The organism is Vibrio sp. 10N (genome assembly GCF_036245475.1).
GTDB lineage: Bacteria > Pseudomonadota > Gammaproteobacteria > Enterobacterales > Vibrionaceae > Vibrio.
The window spans coordinates 461,967-476,958 of sequence record NZ_BTPM01000001.1; the positions used below are offsets into that span (position 1 = coordinate 461,967).

General features: G+C 47.1%; 13 protein-coding genes. 10 read left to right on the forward strand and 3 right to left on the reverse strand.

Annotated elements, in window-relative coordinates; all coding sequences use genetic code 11:
- Positions 1 to 17 precede the first annotated feature (17 nt).
- Complete coding sequence (locus AAA946_RS02400) at positions 18 to 638, reverse strand: LuxR/HapR/OpaR family quorum-sensing transcriptional regulator (RefSeq protein WP_338163464.1); 621 nt, start codon at positions 636 to 638, stop codon at positions 18 to 20.
- Positions 639 to 1,155: 517 nt separating this feature from the next.
- Between AAA946_RS02400 and hpt the strand changes: the two genes are divergently transcribed.
- Positions 1,156 to 1,686 carry a hypoxanthine phosphoribosyltransferase gene (hpt, locus tag AAA946_RS02405; RefSeq protein ID WP_338163465.1) on the forward strand — a complete coding sequence of 177 codons (531 nt, stop codon included), beginning with the start codon at positions 1,156 to 1,158 and terminating at the stop codon, positions 1,684 to 1,686.
- Between the two features lie 59 nt (positions 1,687 to 1,745).
- On the opposite strand, the gene can is transcribed toward hpt, so the two are convergent.
- The gene (gene can / locus AAA946_RS02410; protein WP_338163466.1) at positions 1,746 to 2,396 is read right to left on the reverse strand and encodes a carbonate dehydratase; all 651 of its coding nucleotides are present in this window, start codon (positions 2,394 to 2,396) and stop codon (positions 1,746 to 1,748) included.
- A 233-nt stretch (positions 2,397 to 2,629) separates the two neighbouring features.
- On the opposite strand from can, the gene AAA946_RS02415 reads away from it, so the two are divergent.
- The 5 genes from AAA946_RS02415 to hldE all read left to right on the forward strand — a co-directional run bounded on the left by AAA946_RS02415 (position 2,630) and on the right by hldE (position 10,678).
- Complete coding sequence (locus AAA946_RS02415; protein ID WP_338163467.1) at positions 2,630 to 4,276, forward strand: SulP family inorganic anion transporter; 1,647 nt, start codon at positions 2,630 to 2,632, stop codon at positions 4,274 to 4,276.
- A gap of 180 nt (positions 4,277 to 4,456) precedes the next feature.
- Positions 4,457 to 5,377, forward strand: coding sequence for an ABC transporter ATP-binding protein (locus tag AAA946_RS02420; protein WP_338163468.1), 921 nt, complete (start codon positions 4,457 to 4,459; stop codon positions 5,375 to 5,377).
- Positions 5,378 to 5,382: 5 nt separating this feature from the next.
- On the forward strand, positions 5,383 to 6,153 hold the full coding sequence (locus AAA946_RS02425; RefSeq protein ID WP_042501295.1) for an ABC transporter permease: 771 nt from the start codon (positions 5,383 to 5,385) through the stop codon (positions 6,151 to 6,153).
- A gap of 100 nt (positions 6,154 to 6,253) precedes the next feature.
- Complete coding sequence (glnE, locus tag AAA946_RS02430; RefSeq protein WP_338163469.1) at positions 6,254 to 9,109, forward strand: bifunctional [glutamate--ammonia ligase]-adenylyl-L-tyrosine phosphorylase/[glutamate--ammonia-ligase] adenylyltransferase; 2,856 nt, start codon at positions 6,254 to 6,256, stop codon at positions 9,107 to 9,109.
- A 138-nt stretch (positions 9,110 to 9,247) separates the two neighbouring features.
- Positions 9,248 to 10,678: a bifunctional D-glycero-beta-D-manno-heptose-7-phosphate kinase/D-glycero-beta-D-manno-heptose 1-phosphate adenylyltransferase HldE gene (gene hldE, locus AAA946_RS02435; RefSeq protein ID WP_338163470.1), complete on the forward strand. Its 1,431-nt coding sequence runs from the start codon at positions 9,248 to 9,250 to the stop codon at positions 10,676 to 10,678.
- A 71-nt stretch (positions 10,679 to 10,749) separates the two neighbouring features.
- Here hldE and tolC read toward each other — a convergent pair whose 3' ends face one another.
- Positions 10,750 to 12,069 carry an outer membrane channel protein TolC gene (gene tolC, locus AAA946_RS02440; protein WP_338163471.1) on the reverse strand — a complete coding sequence of 440 codons (1,320 nt, stop codon included), beginning with the start codon at positions 12,067 to 12,069 and terminating at the stop codon, positions 10,750 to 10,752.
- Positions 12,070 to 12,305: 236 nt separating this feature from the next.
- Between tolC and nudF the strand changes: the two genes are divergently transcribed.
- Genes nudF through yqiA form a run of 4 tightly spaced genes read left to right on the forward strand, consistent with a single transcriptional unit; the run spans position 12,306 to position 14,830 of the window.
- Entirely contained in the window at positions 12,306 to 12,929 is a 624-nt protein-coding gene (nudF, locus tag AAA946_RS02445) for an ADP-ribose diphosphatase (protein WP_338163472.1), read from the forward strand.
- A gap of 12 nt (positions 12,930 to 12,941) precedes the next feature.
- Positions 12,942 to 13,388, forward strand: coding sequence for a DUF1249 family protein (locus AAA946_RS02450; protein ID WP_112459463.1), 447 nt, complete (start codon positions 12,942 to 12,944; stop codon positions 13,386 to 13,388).
- 30 nt (positions 13,389 to 13,418) lie between these two features.
- Positions 13,419 to 14,243 (forward strand): 3',5'-cyclic-AMP phosphodiesterase, encoded by an 825-nt coding sequence (gene cpdA / locus AAA946_RS02455; protein ID WP_338163473.1) that lies wholly within the window; start codon positions 13,419 to 13,421, stop codon positions 14,241 to 14,243.
- Positions 14,243 to 14,830 carry an esterase YqiA gene (yqiA, locus tag AAA946_RS02460; RefSeq protein WP_338163474.1) on the forward strand — a complete coding sequence of 196 codons (588 nt, stop codon included), beginning with the start codon at positions 14,243 to 14,245 and terminating at the stop codon, positions 14,828 to 14,830. The genes cpdA and yqiA overlap by 1 nt, the downstream gene beginning before the upstream one ends.
- Positions 14,831 to 14,992: the final 162 nt, after the last annotated feature.

The window sequence follows — 14,992 nt, forward strand, 5'->3', positions numbered from 1 at the left end:
TGTTTATTGAATCGCGATTAGTGCGCTTCTTCATTGTTGTAGATGCACACCATATCCAAGTAGCAATCAGTGAGCGACTTCACCGTATCACTGTCGTTTGTGCGCATCGCTTCGACAAACAGTGAGTAGCACAAGCCGTGGAAGAGGCTAGTGAGGTGCTTAGGGTTGTGGTGTGGACAAACTTCACCGCGTTCAATGGCTTTAATGAACATGTTTTCAATCAAGGCCTGACTGGTTTTGTTTGAGCTTACGAAGAGTGGCCAAACTTCATCACGGGTAGAAGTACTCCACTCAAACCAAACTTTGTTCCAGTGACAATCTTCGACCACCATATCCACGACACCATCTAGAATGTGAACCAGGTTCTCTTTGATGTTGACATCAAGATCGATGGTATTCGAAAGAAAGTTAGAGTACTGACACACGACGTGGTTAAGTACTTCATCCACTAGGTCTTCGCGTGTTGGGAAATAGTTGAATACAGTTGCCACAGAGACTTGTGCGATATCTGCAATATCGGCATGTCCCCCGCGTCCGATCCCGCGCTTTGCAAATACTTCTAGCGCTATCTCCATAAGCTGCAATTTGCGCTTTTGTGGAGACAAACGCGTCCTAGGTCTTTTTACTATAGAGTCCATATTGTTTTCCTTGCCAACGATTGTCGAGGTGGTGACTTTTTATTAGTCGCCTTATTCCTCGTTTTATTATGAGTCAGCTATTTCACATGACGGAAAACCACATTAACCCTTCGATAGGTGACGTTATACCAATCTTTGTAGGGTTATTTCCAAAATGGAAATTAACTGCTCCTATTTTTCTAATTCTAAATAAGTGTAATGGTGCATATGTTAATGGTCAATAGTCATACACTGATAATTATGATAATTAAGAGTAATTTATCTGCGTATCACATTTTGTTGTGAAATTGGCCAACTATTTCAACAGAAGTCGTTAACAGTCGAAGCCGTATCGGCTTACTACATTTACCTTATCGGTATCAGGCGGGTTTTTATCGAACGATATAAAGTGATACTATTGCGCGCAAAATTGGCAGACACGCCAGAGCGAACGGCTTCATATTGATGTTTTATACTGTATGAAGGCGTGCGGTTTCGGCCGTGTTAGTTCTACCCACATACCAACATCGAGATAGATATGAAACATACTGTAGAAGTCATGATTTCTGAGCAAGAAGTTCATGAGCGCGTACAAGTGTTAGGCAAAGCCATCACCGAACATTATAAAGGCAGCGAAGACCTAGTGATGGTTGGTTTGCTTCGTGGCTCTTTTGTGTTTATGGCGGATTTGGCACGCGCGATTGATTTGACTCACTGCGTTGATTTTATGACCGCTTCTAGCTACGGCAACACTATGGAAAGCTCTCGCGATGTGCGCATTCTTAAAGACCTAGATGACGACATCAAAGGCAAAGACGTACTGCTTGTTGAAGATATTATCGATACAGGTAATACCCTTAACAAAGTGAAAGAGATCTTGTCGCTGCGTGAGCCAAAATCCATTGAGATCTGTACGCTATTGGATAAGCCGTCTCGCCGTGAAGTTAACGTAGACGTGAAGTGGATTGGTTTTGAGATCCCTGACGAGTTTGTTGTTGGCGTGGGTATTGATTACGCTCAGAAGTACCGTCACTTGCCATACATCGGCAAAGTGGTACCTCAGGAGTAATCACTAACGCACAAAAAAAGCCCACAAGTGGGCTTTTTTTTAATGACAGCTGAGTGGTTTTACTCAGCGTTCAGAATTTGCTTCATCGCACTTTGATAGTTAGCTTCCAGGGTCTCACGGCTTGAGCAGCGAACACCTAAATCTTCCAGTTTGCCATCGCCGATACCATAAACCACACCATGTACTTCAACATCCTGGCCGCGTTCCCAAGCATTTTGTAAGATCGTTGAGTTGCCCAGGTTGTACACCTGCTCGGCGACGTTGATCTCACACAGCTTATCTCCCCATGCTTCACGTGGCAGTTCATTTAAGAAATTACGGTGCTTAAGGTAAAGATCGCGAATATGTAAAAGCCAATTATTGATTAGGCCCAGTTGAGGGTTGTCGATTGCGGCATTAACACCACCACATCCGTAGTGACCGCAAACGATGATGTGCTTCACTTTAAGTACATCTACTGCGTACTGAACCACAGACAAGCAGTTTAAGTCGGTATGAATGACTTGGTTGGCAACGTTTCGGTGAACGAAAAGCTCACCTGAATACAGCCCGGTTAGTCGCTCGGCAGGTACTCGGCTATCGGAACAACCGATCCATAGAAAGCCAGGGCTTTGGCCTTCTTCAAGCTTGGCGAAATACTCTGGACGCTGGGAGGTGATCTCTTGCGACCATTTTGAGTTGTTGTCAAAAAGTTGTTTGATTTCCGGCATGGTACTTCCCTTCAATTATTCGCCACACTATACACAATGTTACAAATTGAATCTCGTTAAAAAGTGTCTCAAATTCACTCATCTGACGTGTTCTTGCACGTAAAATCAGTCATTTAGCGATTGCGTGATAAATTGTCATAACTTATGTCGAATGAGCTGTATTTAATAAATATTAACTCACCGTCACATTTGTTAACCTGAATCAATTTTTTGGTTATTTTTCAGGGATAGTAATGAAGTTAGGACGTCGATTTGAAGATATTAACCTAAAAGGAGATGTGTTTGGTGGTGTCACCACGGCGATCATCTCTTTGCCACTCGCGCTGGCGTTTGGTGTAGCCTCAGGAGCGGGTGCTGAAGCTGGTTTGTGGGGCGCGATCATGGTCGGCCTATTTGCAGCGCTATTTGGTGGTTCCTCTACCTTAATCTCTGAGCCGACGGGCCCGATGACGGTCATTATGACCGCGGTACTCACCAGCATGATGGCTAAGTACCCTGAAACCGGATTAGCCATGACCTTTACCGTGGTCATGATGGCAGGTGTGTTTCAGATATTACTTGGGACACTCAAGCTTGGTAAATACGTCACCTTAATGCCTTATAGCGTTGTTTCTGGTTTCATGTCAGGCATTGGCGTTATTCTTATTATACTCCAGCTTGCGCCGTTATTGGGGCAAGCTGCGCCATCGGGTGGTGTCATTGGCACCTTGACGGCCCTCCCTGAAATGATCGCCAACATTGACCTTGCGGAACTATTTTTAGGGGCGTTAACTCTGGCGATTTTGTTCCTACTACCGAAAAAGTATCGCCAACATGTGCCGCCTCAGTTGGTGGCGTTGGTCGTGGTGACGTTACTCTCTGTTTTGATATTTGATAGTGAATCGATCCGTCGTATTGGCGAAATCCCAGCGGGACTGCCGTCACTTGTCATGCCGCATTTCAATGCCGAGATGTTCACTGAAATGGTGATTGATGCCCTAGTACTTGGCACATTGGGTTGTATTGATACCTTGCTGACCGCAGTTATCGGTGACTCACTCACGCGTAAAGAGCACGACTCGGATAAAGAGCTACGAGGCCAAGGGCTAGCAAACTTACTAGCGGGTTTGTTTGGTGCTCTTCCTGGTGCTGGTGCGACTATGGGTACCGTGACGAACATTCAAGTGGGCGCTCGTTCGCCGCTATCTGGTGTGGTGCGTGCATTAGTACTGATGTTGGTCGTACTGGTGGCCAGTGGTTTAACGGAGCCTATCCCGATGGCGGTACTGGCGGGTATTGCCGTGTATGTGGGTTTTAACATTCTCGACTGGAGTTTTATTCAGCGTGCTCACAAGGTGAGCATTCCAGGTATGGCCATCATGTATGGTGTGATGCTGCTGACTGTATTTGTAGACTTGATTGTGGCGGTTGGCCTTGGAGTGTTCATCTCCAACATCATTATTATCGAGCGATTGAGCCGCGAGCAGGCGAGACAAGTAAAGGCCATCAGTGATGCCGATGATGACGATGTACCATTAACCGAAACAGAAAGAGCATTGCTTGATAACTCTCAAGGCAAGGTGTTGTTCTTCTACCTGTCAGGGCCGATGATCTTCAGTGTCTCGAAGGCTATTTCGAGACAGCACTCAAGTATTTCTGATTACCAAGCGATGATCCTCGACTTAACCGATGTTCCAATGATCGATGTGACGGTTGGCTTGGCATTGGAAAATGCCATTAAAGATGCGCAAGATGCCAACTGCTATGTGTATCTACTTTGTCCACATGAGAAGATCCGCGCGCAATTGGATAAATTCCACGTCATTGATTTGGTGCCGGATGACAATATCTTCATTGAGCGTGAAGCTGCGCTGGAAGCTGCGCATATCGCGACGGCTTAATCTCTGCGAATTCAAACAGAAAGCGAGTGTGAGTGGTCACACTCGCTTTTTGTTATATTCATTTTTGCTAATTGACTTGAAAATTGGTGGATCGATCATCATGTGTAGTACCATCAGACAACTTTTCGATATTGGTGGAAATATTAAACCGTCCATCAACGCAGATTTTGGAAGCAAGCTATGGTCGCATTAGAAATAGAACAGCTTAGAAAAACATATACAGGTGGTTTTGAAGCTCTTAAAGGCGTGAGCCTGACCGTTGAGCAGGGCGACTTCTACGCCTTGCTTGGCCCCAACGGAGCAGGAAAGTCGACCACCATCGGCATCATCACTTCGTTGGTGAACAAAAGCTCTGGCAAGGTACGTGTCTTTGGCCATGACATTGATAAAGAGCTCGAACTGGCTAAGCAGCAGTTGGGGTTGGTGCCGCAAGAATTCAATTTCAACCAGTTTGAAACGGTGGAGCAAATTGTACTTCAGCAAGCGGGTTACTACGGAGTACCGAAAGAGGTCGCGAAACAACGAGCACAGAAGTACTTGTCTCAGCTCGACCTGTGGGAAAAACGTGGTGAACGTGCTCGTAACTTGTCGGGAGGGATGAAGCGCCGATTGATGATTGCTCGCGCCCTGATGCATGAGCCAAAGTTATTGATCTTGGATGAGCCGACGGCGGGCGTTGATATTGAACTGCGCCGCTCAATGTGGGATTTCCTTAAGGAGATCAATCGCCAAGGTATCACTATCATTCTGACCACGCACTACCTTGAAGAAGCCGAACTGCTGTGCCGTAACATCGGCATTATTCAGCGTGGCGAATTGATTGAGAACACCTCGATGAAGGCGCTGCTCAATAAGCTGCATGTCGAGACCTTTATTCTAGATATTGAAGGTGAGGTTGAAGTTCCTGAGCTTGAGGGTGTGAATGCCCAGCATCTGGTCAACGGTTCGTTGGAAATTGAGATTGAGAAAACCCAGGGGCTTAATCACATCTTCACTCAACTATCAGCGGCAGGGATTAAAGTACTATCAATGCGAAACAAAGCGAACCGTCTTGAAGAGCTGTTTGTCTCCATTGTTCGCGAACAGACGGAGGCAAAATAATGAATATGTATGGCTTGTATTGGACAGCATTTAAAAGCCTGCTGACTAAAGAGATCAATCGCTTCACGCGTATTTGGGTGCAAACTCTAGTACCGCCCGCGATCACGATGACGCTGTATTTCATCATCTTTGGTAGTTTAATTGGTTCGCGCATCGGCGAGATGAACGGCTTTAGTTACATGGAGTACATTGTGCCGGGTCTTATCATGATGTCGGTAATTACTAACTCATACTCTAACGTGGCATCGTCATTCTTTAGCGCTAAGTTTCAGCGCAATATTGAAGAGTTGCTCGTTGCGCCAGTGCCAAACTACATCATTATTGCAGGCTTTGTGATGGGCGGTGTGGTGCGCGGATTACTCGTAGGGACCATAGTGACGATTGTATCGCTGCTGTTTGTCGATCTGCGCGTAGAGCATTGGGGCATTATTATTGCAACGGTGTTTTTAACCTCGGTGGTCTTTTCCCTGGGCGGTCTCATCAACGCCGTGTTTGCTAAGACGTTTGATGATATCTCCATCATCCCAACGTTTGTGCTCACGCCACTGACTTACCTTGGCGGGGTGTTCTATTCGATCAGCTTGCTGCCTGAGTTTTGGCAGGGAGTGTCAAAAATCAATCCAATCGTCTATATGGTTAATGCTTTCCGCTATGGTTTTTTAGGCGTGTCCGATGTAGGGATTGTGACATCTTTTGGCGTACTCTTGGCGTTTATCGTGGTACTTTATGGTGTAGCCCATCATTTAGTGACCAAGGGAATTGGCTTAAGAAGCTAAGGCTTTTTGAGTGAACTCCAAATAATCACAGCGACAAGCGAATGAAATAAGTGGTGGCCTCGGTCACCACTTTTGTTATGAGTCGAGACAAGGACGACAAATGCAACTGCCTCCCGAATTACAACATGATGCCGACAAGGCGCTGACGCAACTCAAAGACACTTATTCTGATTTTTCTCATTGGCCTGCCGAGCGATTGACTCAGTTGCAGCACGTGACGGCGATGAGCCAATTTGTTACCGAAGCGCTGCAAAAAGATGATGCGCTGTTTGAGCAGTTGCCAGACATGCTCAGTGAATCCAGCCGTGAGGATCACTATCGAGAGCGCTTGGCGGCGCAATTGGCGTCATGCGATCAAGAAGCCGACGGCCACCGTGTGCTGCGTCGATTCCGGAATCGTGAAATGGTCTACATCGCTTGGCGAGACTTCATTAACGACTGGAGTCTTGAAGAGAGCCTTAGCCATTTGTCTATGCTCGCCGAAGCGATGATCTTTGAGACTTATCAGTGGCAATATCAAGCGTGTTGCAAAGAGTGGGGTACGCCATGCAATGCGGAGGGTGAAGCGCAACCGATGCTTATTATTGGGATGGGTAAGCTTGGCGGTGGTGAGCTGAACTTCTCGTCCGATATCGATTTGATTTTTACCTATCCAGAGAATGGTGAAACGCAAGGGGCGCGACGTTCGATTGCAAACGCTCAGTTCTTTACGCGCCTTGGTCAGCGCATCATTAAAGCGCTCGATCAGCAAACCTTTGATGGCTTTTGTTATCGCGTTGATATGCGCTTAAGACCCTTTGGTGAAAGTGGCCCATTGGTCATGAGTTACGCTGCGCTGGAAGACTACTACCAAGAGCAAGGGCGTGATTGGGAGCGCTATGCCATGGTCAAAGCAAGGGTGATGGGACGAGAAATGTACCCAGAATACCAAGAGCTAAGACAGATGCTGCGCCCATTTGTGTTTCGTCGCTACATTGACTTTAGTGCAATTCAATCGTTACGCCGAATGAAGTCGATGATCAGCAGTGAAGTTAGGCGTCGCGGTTTGGGCAACAACATCAAGCTTGGCGCAGGCGGCATCCGTGAAGTGGAATTTATTGCTCAAGTATTCCAGTTGATTCGTGGTGGACGCGAGCCAAGTTTGCGTGGTCGAGGCTTATTAGAAACATTAGAAGCGATTGAGACGTTAAAACTGCTTGAAGTAGATGAGGTCAATCAGCTAAGAGACGGCTATCGATTCTTACGTCGTCAGGAAAACTTGCTACAAGCGATGGCTGACAAGCAAACCCAAACCCTACCAGACAGCACAGCAGAGCAGAGTAAGCTTGCTTTTGCGATGGGCTTTGATAACTGGCAGAGCATGTTGAAGGCCACTGAGCAGCACATGCTTAATGTCCATAATGTGTTCGCCAACTTAATCGGTGAAGAGGAAGAGGACGAAGAGGCTAACCCAATCGCCAAGCACTTCCATGAGCTTTGGGACATGGCGGGCCGTGGTGAGGTGATTCAGCATATTTTGGAGCACGACCTGAACGTTGAAAACGCGCAAGATAAGCGGGCGGTGATTCAGCAGTTTAAAACCGATCTTGCCAAGAAGACTTTAGGGCCTCGTGGCCGTGAGGTGCTCAATAGGCTGATGCCGAAGATCTTTAGTGCGATATACAGCCATAAAGATGCTGAGTTTGGATTGCCGCGCGTGCTGCATGTCTTGCACCGCATCGTAACACGTACGACGTATTTGGAACTGCTTGATGAGCACCCTGCGGCGCTGACTCAGTTGGTACGCTTGTGTACTGCCAGCCCGATGATTTCTGAGCAGTTGGGGCGCTACCCGATCTTGCTTGATGAGCTATTGGATCCTGCGCACCTCTATAATCCGGTGCCGTTAGAGTCCTATAAAACGGAGCTTCGCGACTATTTGGCTCGAATTCCTGAAGAGGATATGGAGCAGCAAATGGAGGCGTTGAGGCAGTTTAAGCAGACGTGCATTCTGCGTATAGCCGCCGCCGATATTGCGGGTGTGTTGCCAGTCATGAAGGTGAGCGATCACTTGACCTATTTGGCTGAGGCAATTGTTGAAGCCGGTATCAATCAGGCTTGGCAGCAAATGGCGGCTAAATATGGCGAGCCAACGCACTTAAAAGATCGCGGTAGTAAAGGGTTTGCCGTCATTGGTTATGGCAAAGTCGGCGGTTGGGAGCTGGGCTATAATTCTGATTTGGATATTGTGTTTATGCACGATTGCCCAGTAAACGTGTATACCGATGGGAAAAAAGAGATTGATGGCCGCCAGTTCTACCTACGTTTAGCGCAGCGGATTATTCATATATTTTCTACACGTACTGCGTCGGGCATCTTGTATGAAGTGGATACCCGCCTGCGTCCATCAGGCGCTTCTGGACTTTTAGTCAGTCCAACCGATGCGTTTGATGAGTACCAACACAATGATGCCTGGACTTGGGAGCATCAAGCATTGGTCAGAGCGAGAATTATCTTTGGTGATGTGCCGTTGGAGCAAGCGTTTAGTCATACCCGTCATACTATCTTGTGTAAATCTCGCGACCAAGCCAAGCTGACTGAACAGGTGGTTGGGATGCGCGAAAAAATGCGTGATCATCTTGGCGGCAAAAAAGCGGGCCGCTTCATGCTGAAACAAGATCCAGGCGGTATTACTGATATCGAGTTTTTAGCTCAGTACTTGGTGCTGCAATACAGCCACGAGAAGCCAAAACTCACCCGCTGGTCTGACAATGTTCGCATCTTTGAGTCGATGATGGCACAAGGTGTCATGGAAGAGGAGCAGGCGATGGCATTGACCCATGCTTACACCACATTGCGTGATGAAATTCATCATCGAAACCTGCTCAATTTAGACGCAGATGTGGCCGACGATAAGTTTGGAACGGAAAAAGCCATTGTGGTTGAAGCATGGAATGCCTGGCTTGGAACCCGCTAGCGAAAAGCGTGGCTTGTTTTAGTAGTGCAGCAGAGAGTTGTGCTACTATCCCATCAAAGGCTTACTGAGATATAGCCAAAATAAATTATGATAAGAAGGTGCTATGGCATCTTCTTTGTCACTATGTGGAGTACAGAAATGAAACCCATCCTACCGAATTACAGCGATTCTGGCGTATTAATTGTTGGCGATGTCATGCTTGATCGCTATTGGTACGGTCCAACAGGTCGCATCTCTCCAGAAGCGCCAGTGCCTGTAGTGAAAGTAGAAAACAACGAAGAGCGTCCAGGCGGTGCTGCGAACGTGGCAATGAACATCGCGTCTCTTGGTGGCCACGCACACACCATTGGACTGGTGGGTATGGATGAGCCAGCAAAAGTACTGACTGAAACTCTTACGTCGTTAAAAGTAAAATGTGACTTTGTTGCGTTACCCGATTACCCGACGATTACTAAACTGCGTGTACTAAGCCGCGGTCAGCAACTGATCCGTTTAGACTTTGAAGATAAATTCGAAGACACCGATCCAGAGCTAGTATTGGCAAAAATGGAACAAGCGCTACCAAACGTTCGTGCGGTGATCTTATCGGATTATGCTAAAGGCGCATTAGAGCACGTTCAGCGCTATATTCAAAAAGCCAAAGCAGCTGGCGTTCCAGTATTTATTGACCCGAAAGGCGCGGATTTTGAACGCTATCGTGGCGCAACCTTGCTGACACCAAACATGGCAGAGTTTGAGCATGTTGTGGGCAAAGTAAAGAATGAACAAGAGCTGATTGAGAAAGGCAATGCACTTATCGAACAGTTCGACTTTGATGCACTGTTGGTCACGCGAAGCGAGCACGGTATGACCTTGTTGCGCAGTGGCAAAGAACCTTTCCACCTGCCAACGCAAGCGAAAGAAGTGTTTGATGTGACAGGTGCGGGCGATACGGTGATCTCAGTATTGGCGGCATCCGTTGCGGCGGGGAAACCGCTTGATGAAGCATGTGCGCTAGCGAATGCCGCGGCGGGTGTGGTTGTTGGTAAACTGGGAACGTCAACGCTATCGACCATCGAACTTGCTGAAGCCGTTCACGGCAGCCAAGATACCGACTTTGGCGTGATCAGTGAACAAGCATTGATCGAAGCGGTTGCGAAAGCGCGCGCGAAAGGCGAGAAGGTTGTCATGACTAATGGCTGCTTTGATATCTTACATGCCGGTCATGTGTCTTATCTAAACCATGCCGCTGAACTCGGTGATCGCCTTATTGTCGCGGTTAATACGGATGAGTCGGTACGTGAGCTCAAAGGCCCTGGTCGTCCAGTGAACCCAACGGATCGCCGTATGGCGGTACTTGCAGGTTTGGGCGCTGTGGATTGGGTGGTGCCGTTTTCGGAAGAAACCCCTCGTCGTTTGATTTCTGAAGTATTGCCATCACTGCTGGTTAAAGGCGGCGATTACAAACCAGAAGAGATTGCGGGTGGTAAAGAGGTGATTGCTGCGGGCGGTGAAGTGAAAGTGCTTAACTTCGAAGATGGCTGCTCAACGACAGAAATTATTGAAGCGATCAAAGGTGGCAGAGGCTAACAAGCTTTTTGATACCAAGATAAACAAAAGGGACGCCGAGGCGTCCCTTTTTAGTGTTTACTCATTATGAGTTATTTCGCTTTCTTAAGGCCAGCGTTGATATCAATGATATCTTGCTCACTCAACGTACCTACAGATTGACGTAGGTTCAGCACGCTCACAATGTAGTCGTAACGAGCATCAGATAGGTTGCTCTCTGCATCGTATAGCGCCTGAGTAGCTTCAAGAACGTCAACGATAGTACGCGTACCCACATCGAAACCTGCTTTGGTCGCTTCTAGTGCCGATTCAGCAGAAATTACCGTCTGCTCAAATGCACGGATAGCACCAATAGAAGAGTTGATGTTGTTGTTATTAGCACGAACGTTACGAACTACTGAACGGTAAGTTTGCTCTAGCTGCTCGCTCGCTTCAACGTATGCAAACTCTGCTTGGCGGGTTTGCGAGGTAATGTTACCACCTGTGTATAGTGGTACAGATAGGTTGATGCCAGCGTTAAACGCATTTACTGTTTCAGAAGGCGTACCATAGCGACTGTTGCTGCTGTTTCTTTCGTTGTCGTAGCCGTAGCCACCATCAAGGGTAAGCTTAGGTAGGTGACCAGAGCTTGCCAATGTGATTTTGTCTTTCGCGATATCTTGACCGATACGTGCAGACAGTAGGTCTAAGTTCTTCGACTGTGCTTCTTCTAGGAAGAAGTTAACGTTTTGCTCTGGGCGAGCCGCAGCGAAACGATCTGTATCAAGGACGTCGATATTATTGTGCTCTTGACCTGTGATCTCACGTAGTGCTTCGTATTGGTTTAGAAGATTGTTTTCTGCAACCACTTCGTCAGCCAGTACGCGGTCATACTGCGCTTGCGCATCGTGTACGTCGGTAATCGCTGATAGACCCACTTCAAAACGTTGTTTCGTCTGCTCTAGCTGACGAGCAACCGCGGCTTTGTTGGCACGAACAGATTCTAGGTTATCTTTAGAACGTAGCACTTCGAAGTATGCTTGCGCGGTACGAAGGATTAGGGATTGTTGCGCCGCTGCATATTGAGAGTCTGCTTGACGCGCCGTTTTCTCAGCGGTGTCTAGCGTGATCCAACTTGCACGGTTGTATAGCTCTTGGGAGAAGCCAACACCTGCCGTTAGATTTGTACTGTCCTGAGGATCAAAGTCTGAAGAGGTAAAGTCTAAGCCTGCAGTCAGATTAATCTGTGGTAGAAGTGTCGCACGAGCAGAATTGATCGCTTCAAAAGCACGATCGCGTTGTGCAGCTGCACGTAGCAACTGAGGATCGTTTTGTTTTGCTTGATCGTAGATCTCAGTTAGGGAGTCGGCCCATGTCGCTGCACTTACGCTTCCTAATGCAGCTGTAATAAAGAGTGGAAGCAGTTTTTTCATTTGTCCTAATCCTGCCTAGTAATACTAATAAAGGTATGATTCACAGTTTAACTTAAATTGGCTGTAATTCACTCGAAACTTTGCACTTTTTTACGTTGGCTCATCAAAAATTGAGACAATTAATTAACCAGAATCAAATTAATTTTGAATTTTTACGTGAAAAATTGAACCGCGTCCTTGGTAGTCACTCTATTCCTTGAGTAAACTATAAGGTTCACGGAAGCCAGAGGTCGATGATGAAAGACGGGTTACAGCCAAACGAGCATTATACTCCGCAGGACGTAGAGCTTGTGTCAAAACAAACCGTATTTAAAGGTTTTTTTGAGATGGTACAGTTTCGCTTCAAACATAAACGGTTTGAAGGGGGATGGAGTGCCATTATCGACCGAGAAATGTTTGTTCGCGGTGATGCTGCCGCCATGCTGCCTTATGATCCGGTTCGTGACCAAGTGGTACTCATTGAGCAAATCCGCGTTGGTGCGCTAGAGCATCAGCACCCATGGCAGATCGAAATTGTCGCCGGCATCGTGGATAAAGAAGAGAGTATCGAACAGCTGGTATGCCGTGAAGCCGTGGAAGAAGCGGGTGTCGATGTGAAACAGTTAGTGCCGATCACGCGCTACTATCCGTCTTCTGGCGGCTGCAATGAGCGCATATCTGTTTTTGTTGGTCATGTTGATGCGGCGCAAGCGTCCGGTGTACATGGTCTGGAAAGTGAAGGCGAGGACATACGTGTAAGCGTGGTTTCTCGTGAGCGCGCATATCAAATGGTGGAAAGTGGCGAGATAGAAAACGGCGCCTCCATTATTGCTCTGCAGTGGCTGCAACTGAATCACCATAAGCTTAAACAGCAATGGTAGAGGGAATTAATTATGGCTCGTGTTGTCGATACTAATACGTATCATGTTGATCTTGCAGAGTTAATGCGTGTTTATGAAACTAACTACGCTAAGCTCAATCGCTTGATCCCAACACAGCCAGAAGTTGGGGATGTACGTTGTTATCAAGCGGGTTCACTGACTTACCAGTTAGAAGTGAGAGAAGTGACGAAGTACACAACATTGGTTGAAATTTTCCAAGATGATGAGCTTCCTGTTTTCCCATTGCCTAAAATGACCGTTAGGCTCTATCACGATGCAAAAGTGGCAGAGGTAAGTGATTGCGAAAACGCGTCTCGCGTCCAAGCAAGGTACGATTACCCCAATGCAAAGATGCATCAAAAGGACGAAAAGTTTCAGTTCAATCAGTTTTTAAGTGATTGGCTGACGTTCTGTTTAAAAAATGGCATTAGTCGAGCTCCGATCATGTATCGCAGCTAACAAGAATTATAATTTCAGGTTTTTATTATTTTGAACACAACACCCAGTGATGAATCTCAGTTAAGTAGCGTTAGGTTGCTGCAATTAACGGACACGCATCTGTTTGCGCCTGATGATGGTTGCTTACTGAGTGTTAATACCCAAGATAGCTTTCACGCCGTGGTAGCGGAAGTCATGCAGCAAGGCACACAATTTGATGCTTTGCTCGCGACCGGCGATATTTCTCAGGATCATACCGAAGCGTCGTATCAAAAATTTGTCGATGGTATCGAGCCGTTAGGACTGCCGTGTTATTGGCTACCAGGCAATCATGACTATAAACCGTGCATGAACAGCGTGGTAAGCGCGCCACTTATCCAAGATGTGACTCACGCATTGCTTGGTGAGCATTGGCAAGTGCTGTTGCTTGATTCTCAAGTCGTAGGAGTACCTCATGGACGCCTGAGTGACAGTCAATTGGACTTTTTAGATCGCAAGTTGGCTGAGCACAGTGATAGGCATACATTGGTGTTGCTGCATCATCACCCGATGCTGGTGAACAGCGCTTGGCTAGATCAACATTGTTTAAAGGATGCTCACGAGTTCTGGCAGGTGGTTGAGAAGCATAGTAATGTTCGCGCGGTACTGTGTGGTCATATCCACCAAGAGCTGGACCACCTTCGTCATGATGTTCGAGTGCTTGCAACGCCATCGACTTGTGTGCAGTTTAAACCAAACTCCAATGAGTTTGCGCTTGATACCCGCTCACCGGGTTGGCGTGAGCTAGAGCTTTGTGCCGATGGAGAGGTGAAAACGACCGTCAATAGGTTGCCACACGGTGCATTTCGACCTGATTTTAACGCGGAAGGTTACTAATGAGCGCTAAGCGTCCACTACTGCTTTATATTCATGGCTTCAACAGTTCGCCAGAGTCGTTTAAAGCGCAAGCGATGGTGGCGTACTGTCAACAGGCGAGGCCAGATATCAAGGTCGTCGTGCCGCAAATGCCGTGTTTTCCTGAGCAGGCAGCGTTGTATCTACAGCAAATTGTCGCGCAATATCAAGCGGACTATCAGATTGCGCTCGTGGGAAGCTCATTGGGCGGTTACCTATCAACCTGGCTTAACCATCATTATGGCTTTAAAGCGGTATTGATAAACCCAGCGGTTAAACCTTACGAGCTACTGCTCGACTTTTTAGGTGAACAGCAAAACCCGTATACTCACGAACGTTATGTGCTTGAAGCAAAACACATTGATGAGCTAAAAGCGCTTGATGTGGAAACCATTCACTCACCTGACGATTTTTGGCTGTTGCAGCAAGAGGGCGATGAAGTTCTAGATTATCGCCAGGCGGTCGACAAGTATCGTCAATGCAAGCAAACCGTCGAGGAAAATGGCGATCATAGCTTTGTCGGTTTTGAACGATTCCCTGAACAGATTATCCGCTTCTTAGACCTATAATCGTCGCTTTTTTCGTCTCCCCTTGAGGAGACAGTCATAATTTTCCCTCCAACTTCTGCGTGAAACTTGACAACACTTGCGTAGAGCCAGACTATGATGTGTCTGTACTTACGCGTAAGCCCTGAGCGATGCACAATTCAATGATGCACGGCTCAACTGCGG

Bases quoted from the DNA above. Each gene is read 5' to 3' on its own strand.
- AAA946_RS02415 (WP_338163467.1), top strand. From the start codon at position 2,630: ATGAAGTTAGGACGTCGATTTGAAGATATTAACCTAAAAGGAGATGTG.
- AAA946_RS02425 (WP_042501295.1), top strand. From the start codon at position 5,383: ATGTATGGCTTGTATTGGACAGCATTTAAAAGCCTGCTGACTAAAGAG.
- AAA946_RS02400 (WP_338163464.1), bottom strand. From the start codon at position 638: ATGGACTCTATAGTAAAAAGACCTAGGACGCGTTTGTCTCCACAAAAG.
- AAA946_RS02450 (WP_112459463.1), top strand. From the start codon at position 12,942: ATGGCTCGTGTTGTCGATACTAATACGTATCATGTTGATCTTGCAGAG.
- yqiA (WP_338163474.1), top strand. From the start codon at position 14,243: ATGAGCGCTAAGCGTCCACTACTGCTTTATATTCATGGCTTCAACAGT.
- glnE (WP_338163469.1), top strand. From the start codon at position 6,254: ATGCAACTGCCTCCCGAATTACAACATGATGCCGACAAGGCGCTGACG.
- hldE (WP_338163470.1), top strand. From the start codon at position 9,248: ATGAAACCCATCCTACCGAATTACAGCGATTCTGGCGTATTAATTGTT.
- AAA946_RS02420 (WP_338163468.1), top strand. From the start codon at position 4,457: ATGGTCGCATTAGAAATAGAACAGCTTAGAAAAACATATACAGGTGGT.
- nudF (WP_338163472.1), top strand. From the start codon at position 12,306: ATGAAAGACGGGTTACAGCCAAACGAGCATTATACTCCGCAGGACGTA.
- hpt (WP_338163465.1), top strand. From the start codon at position 1,156: ATGAAACATACTGTAGAAGTCATGATTTCTGAGCAAGAAGTTCATGAG.
- can (WP_338163466.1), bottom strand. From the start codon at position 2,396: ATGCCGGAAATCAAACAACTTTTTGACAACAACTCAAAATGGTCGCAA.
- tolC (WP_338163471.1), bottom strand. From the start codon at position 12,069: ATGAAAAAACTGCTTCCACTCTTTATTACAGCTGCATTAGGAAGCGTA.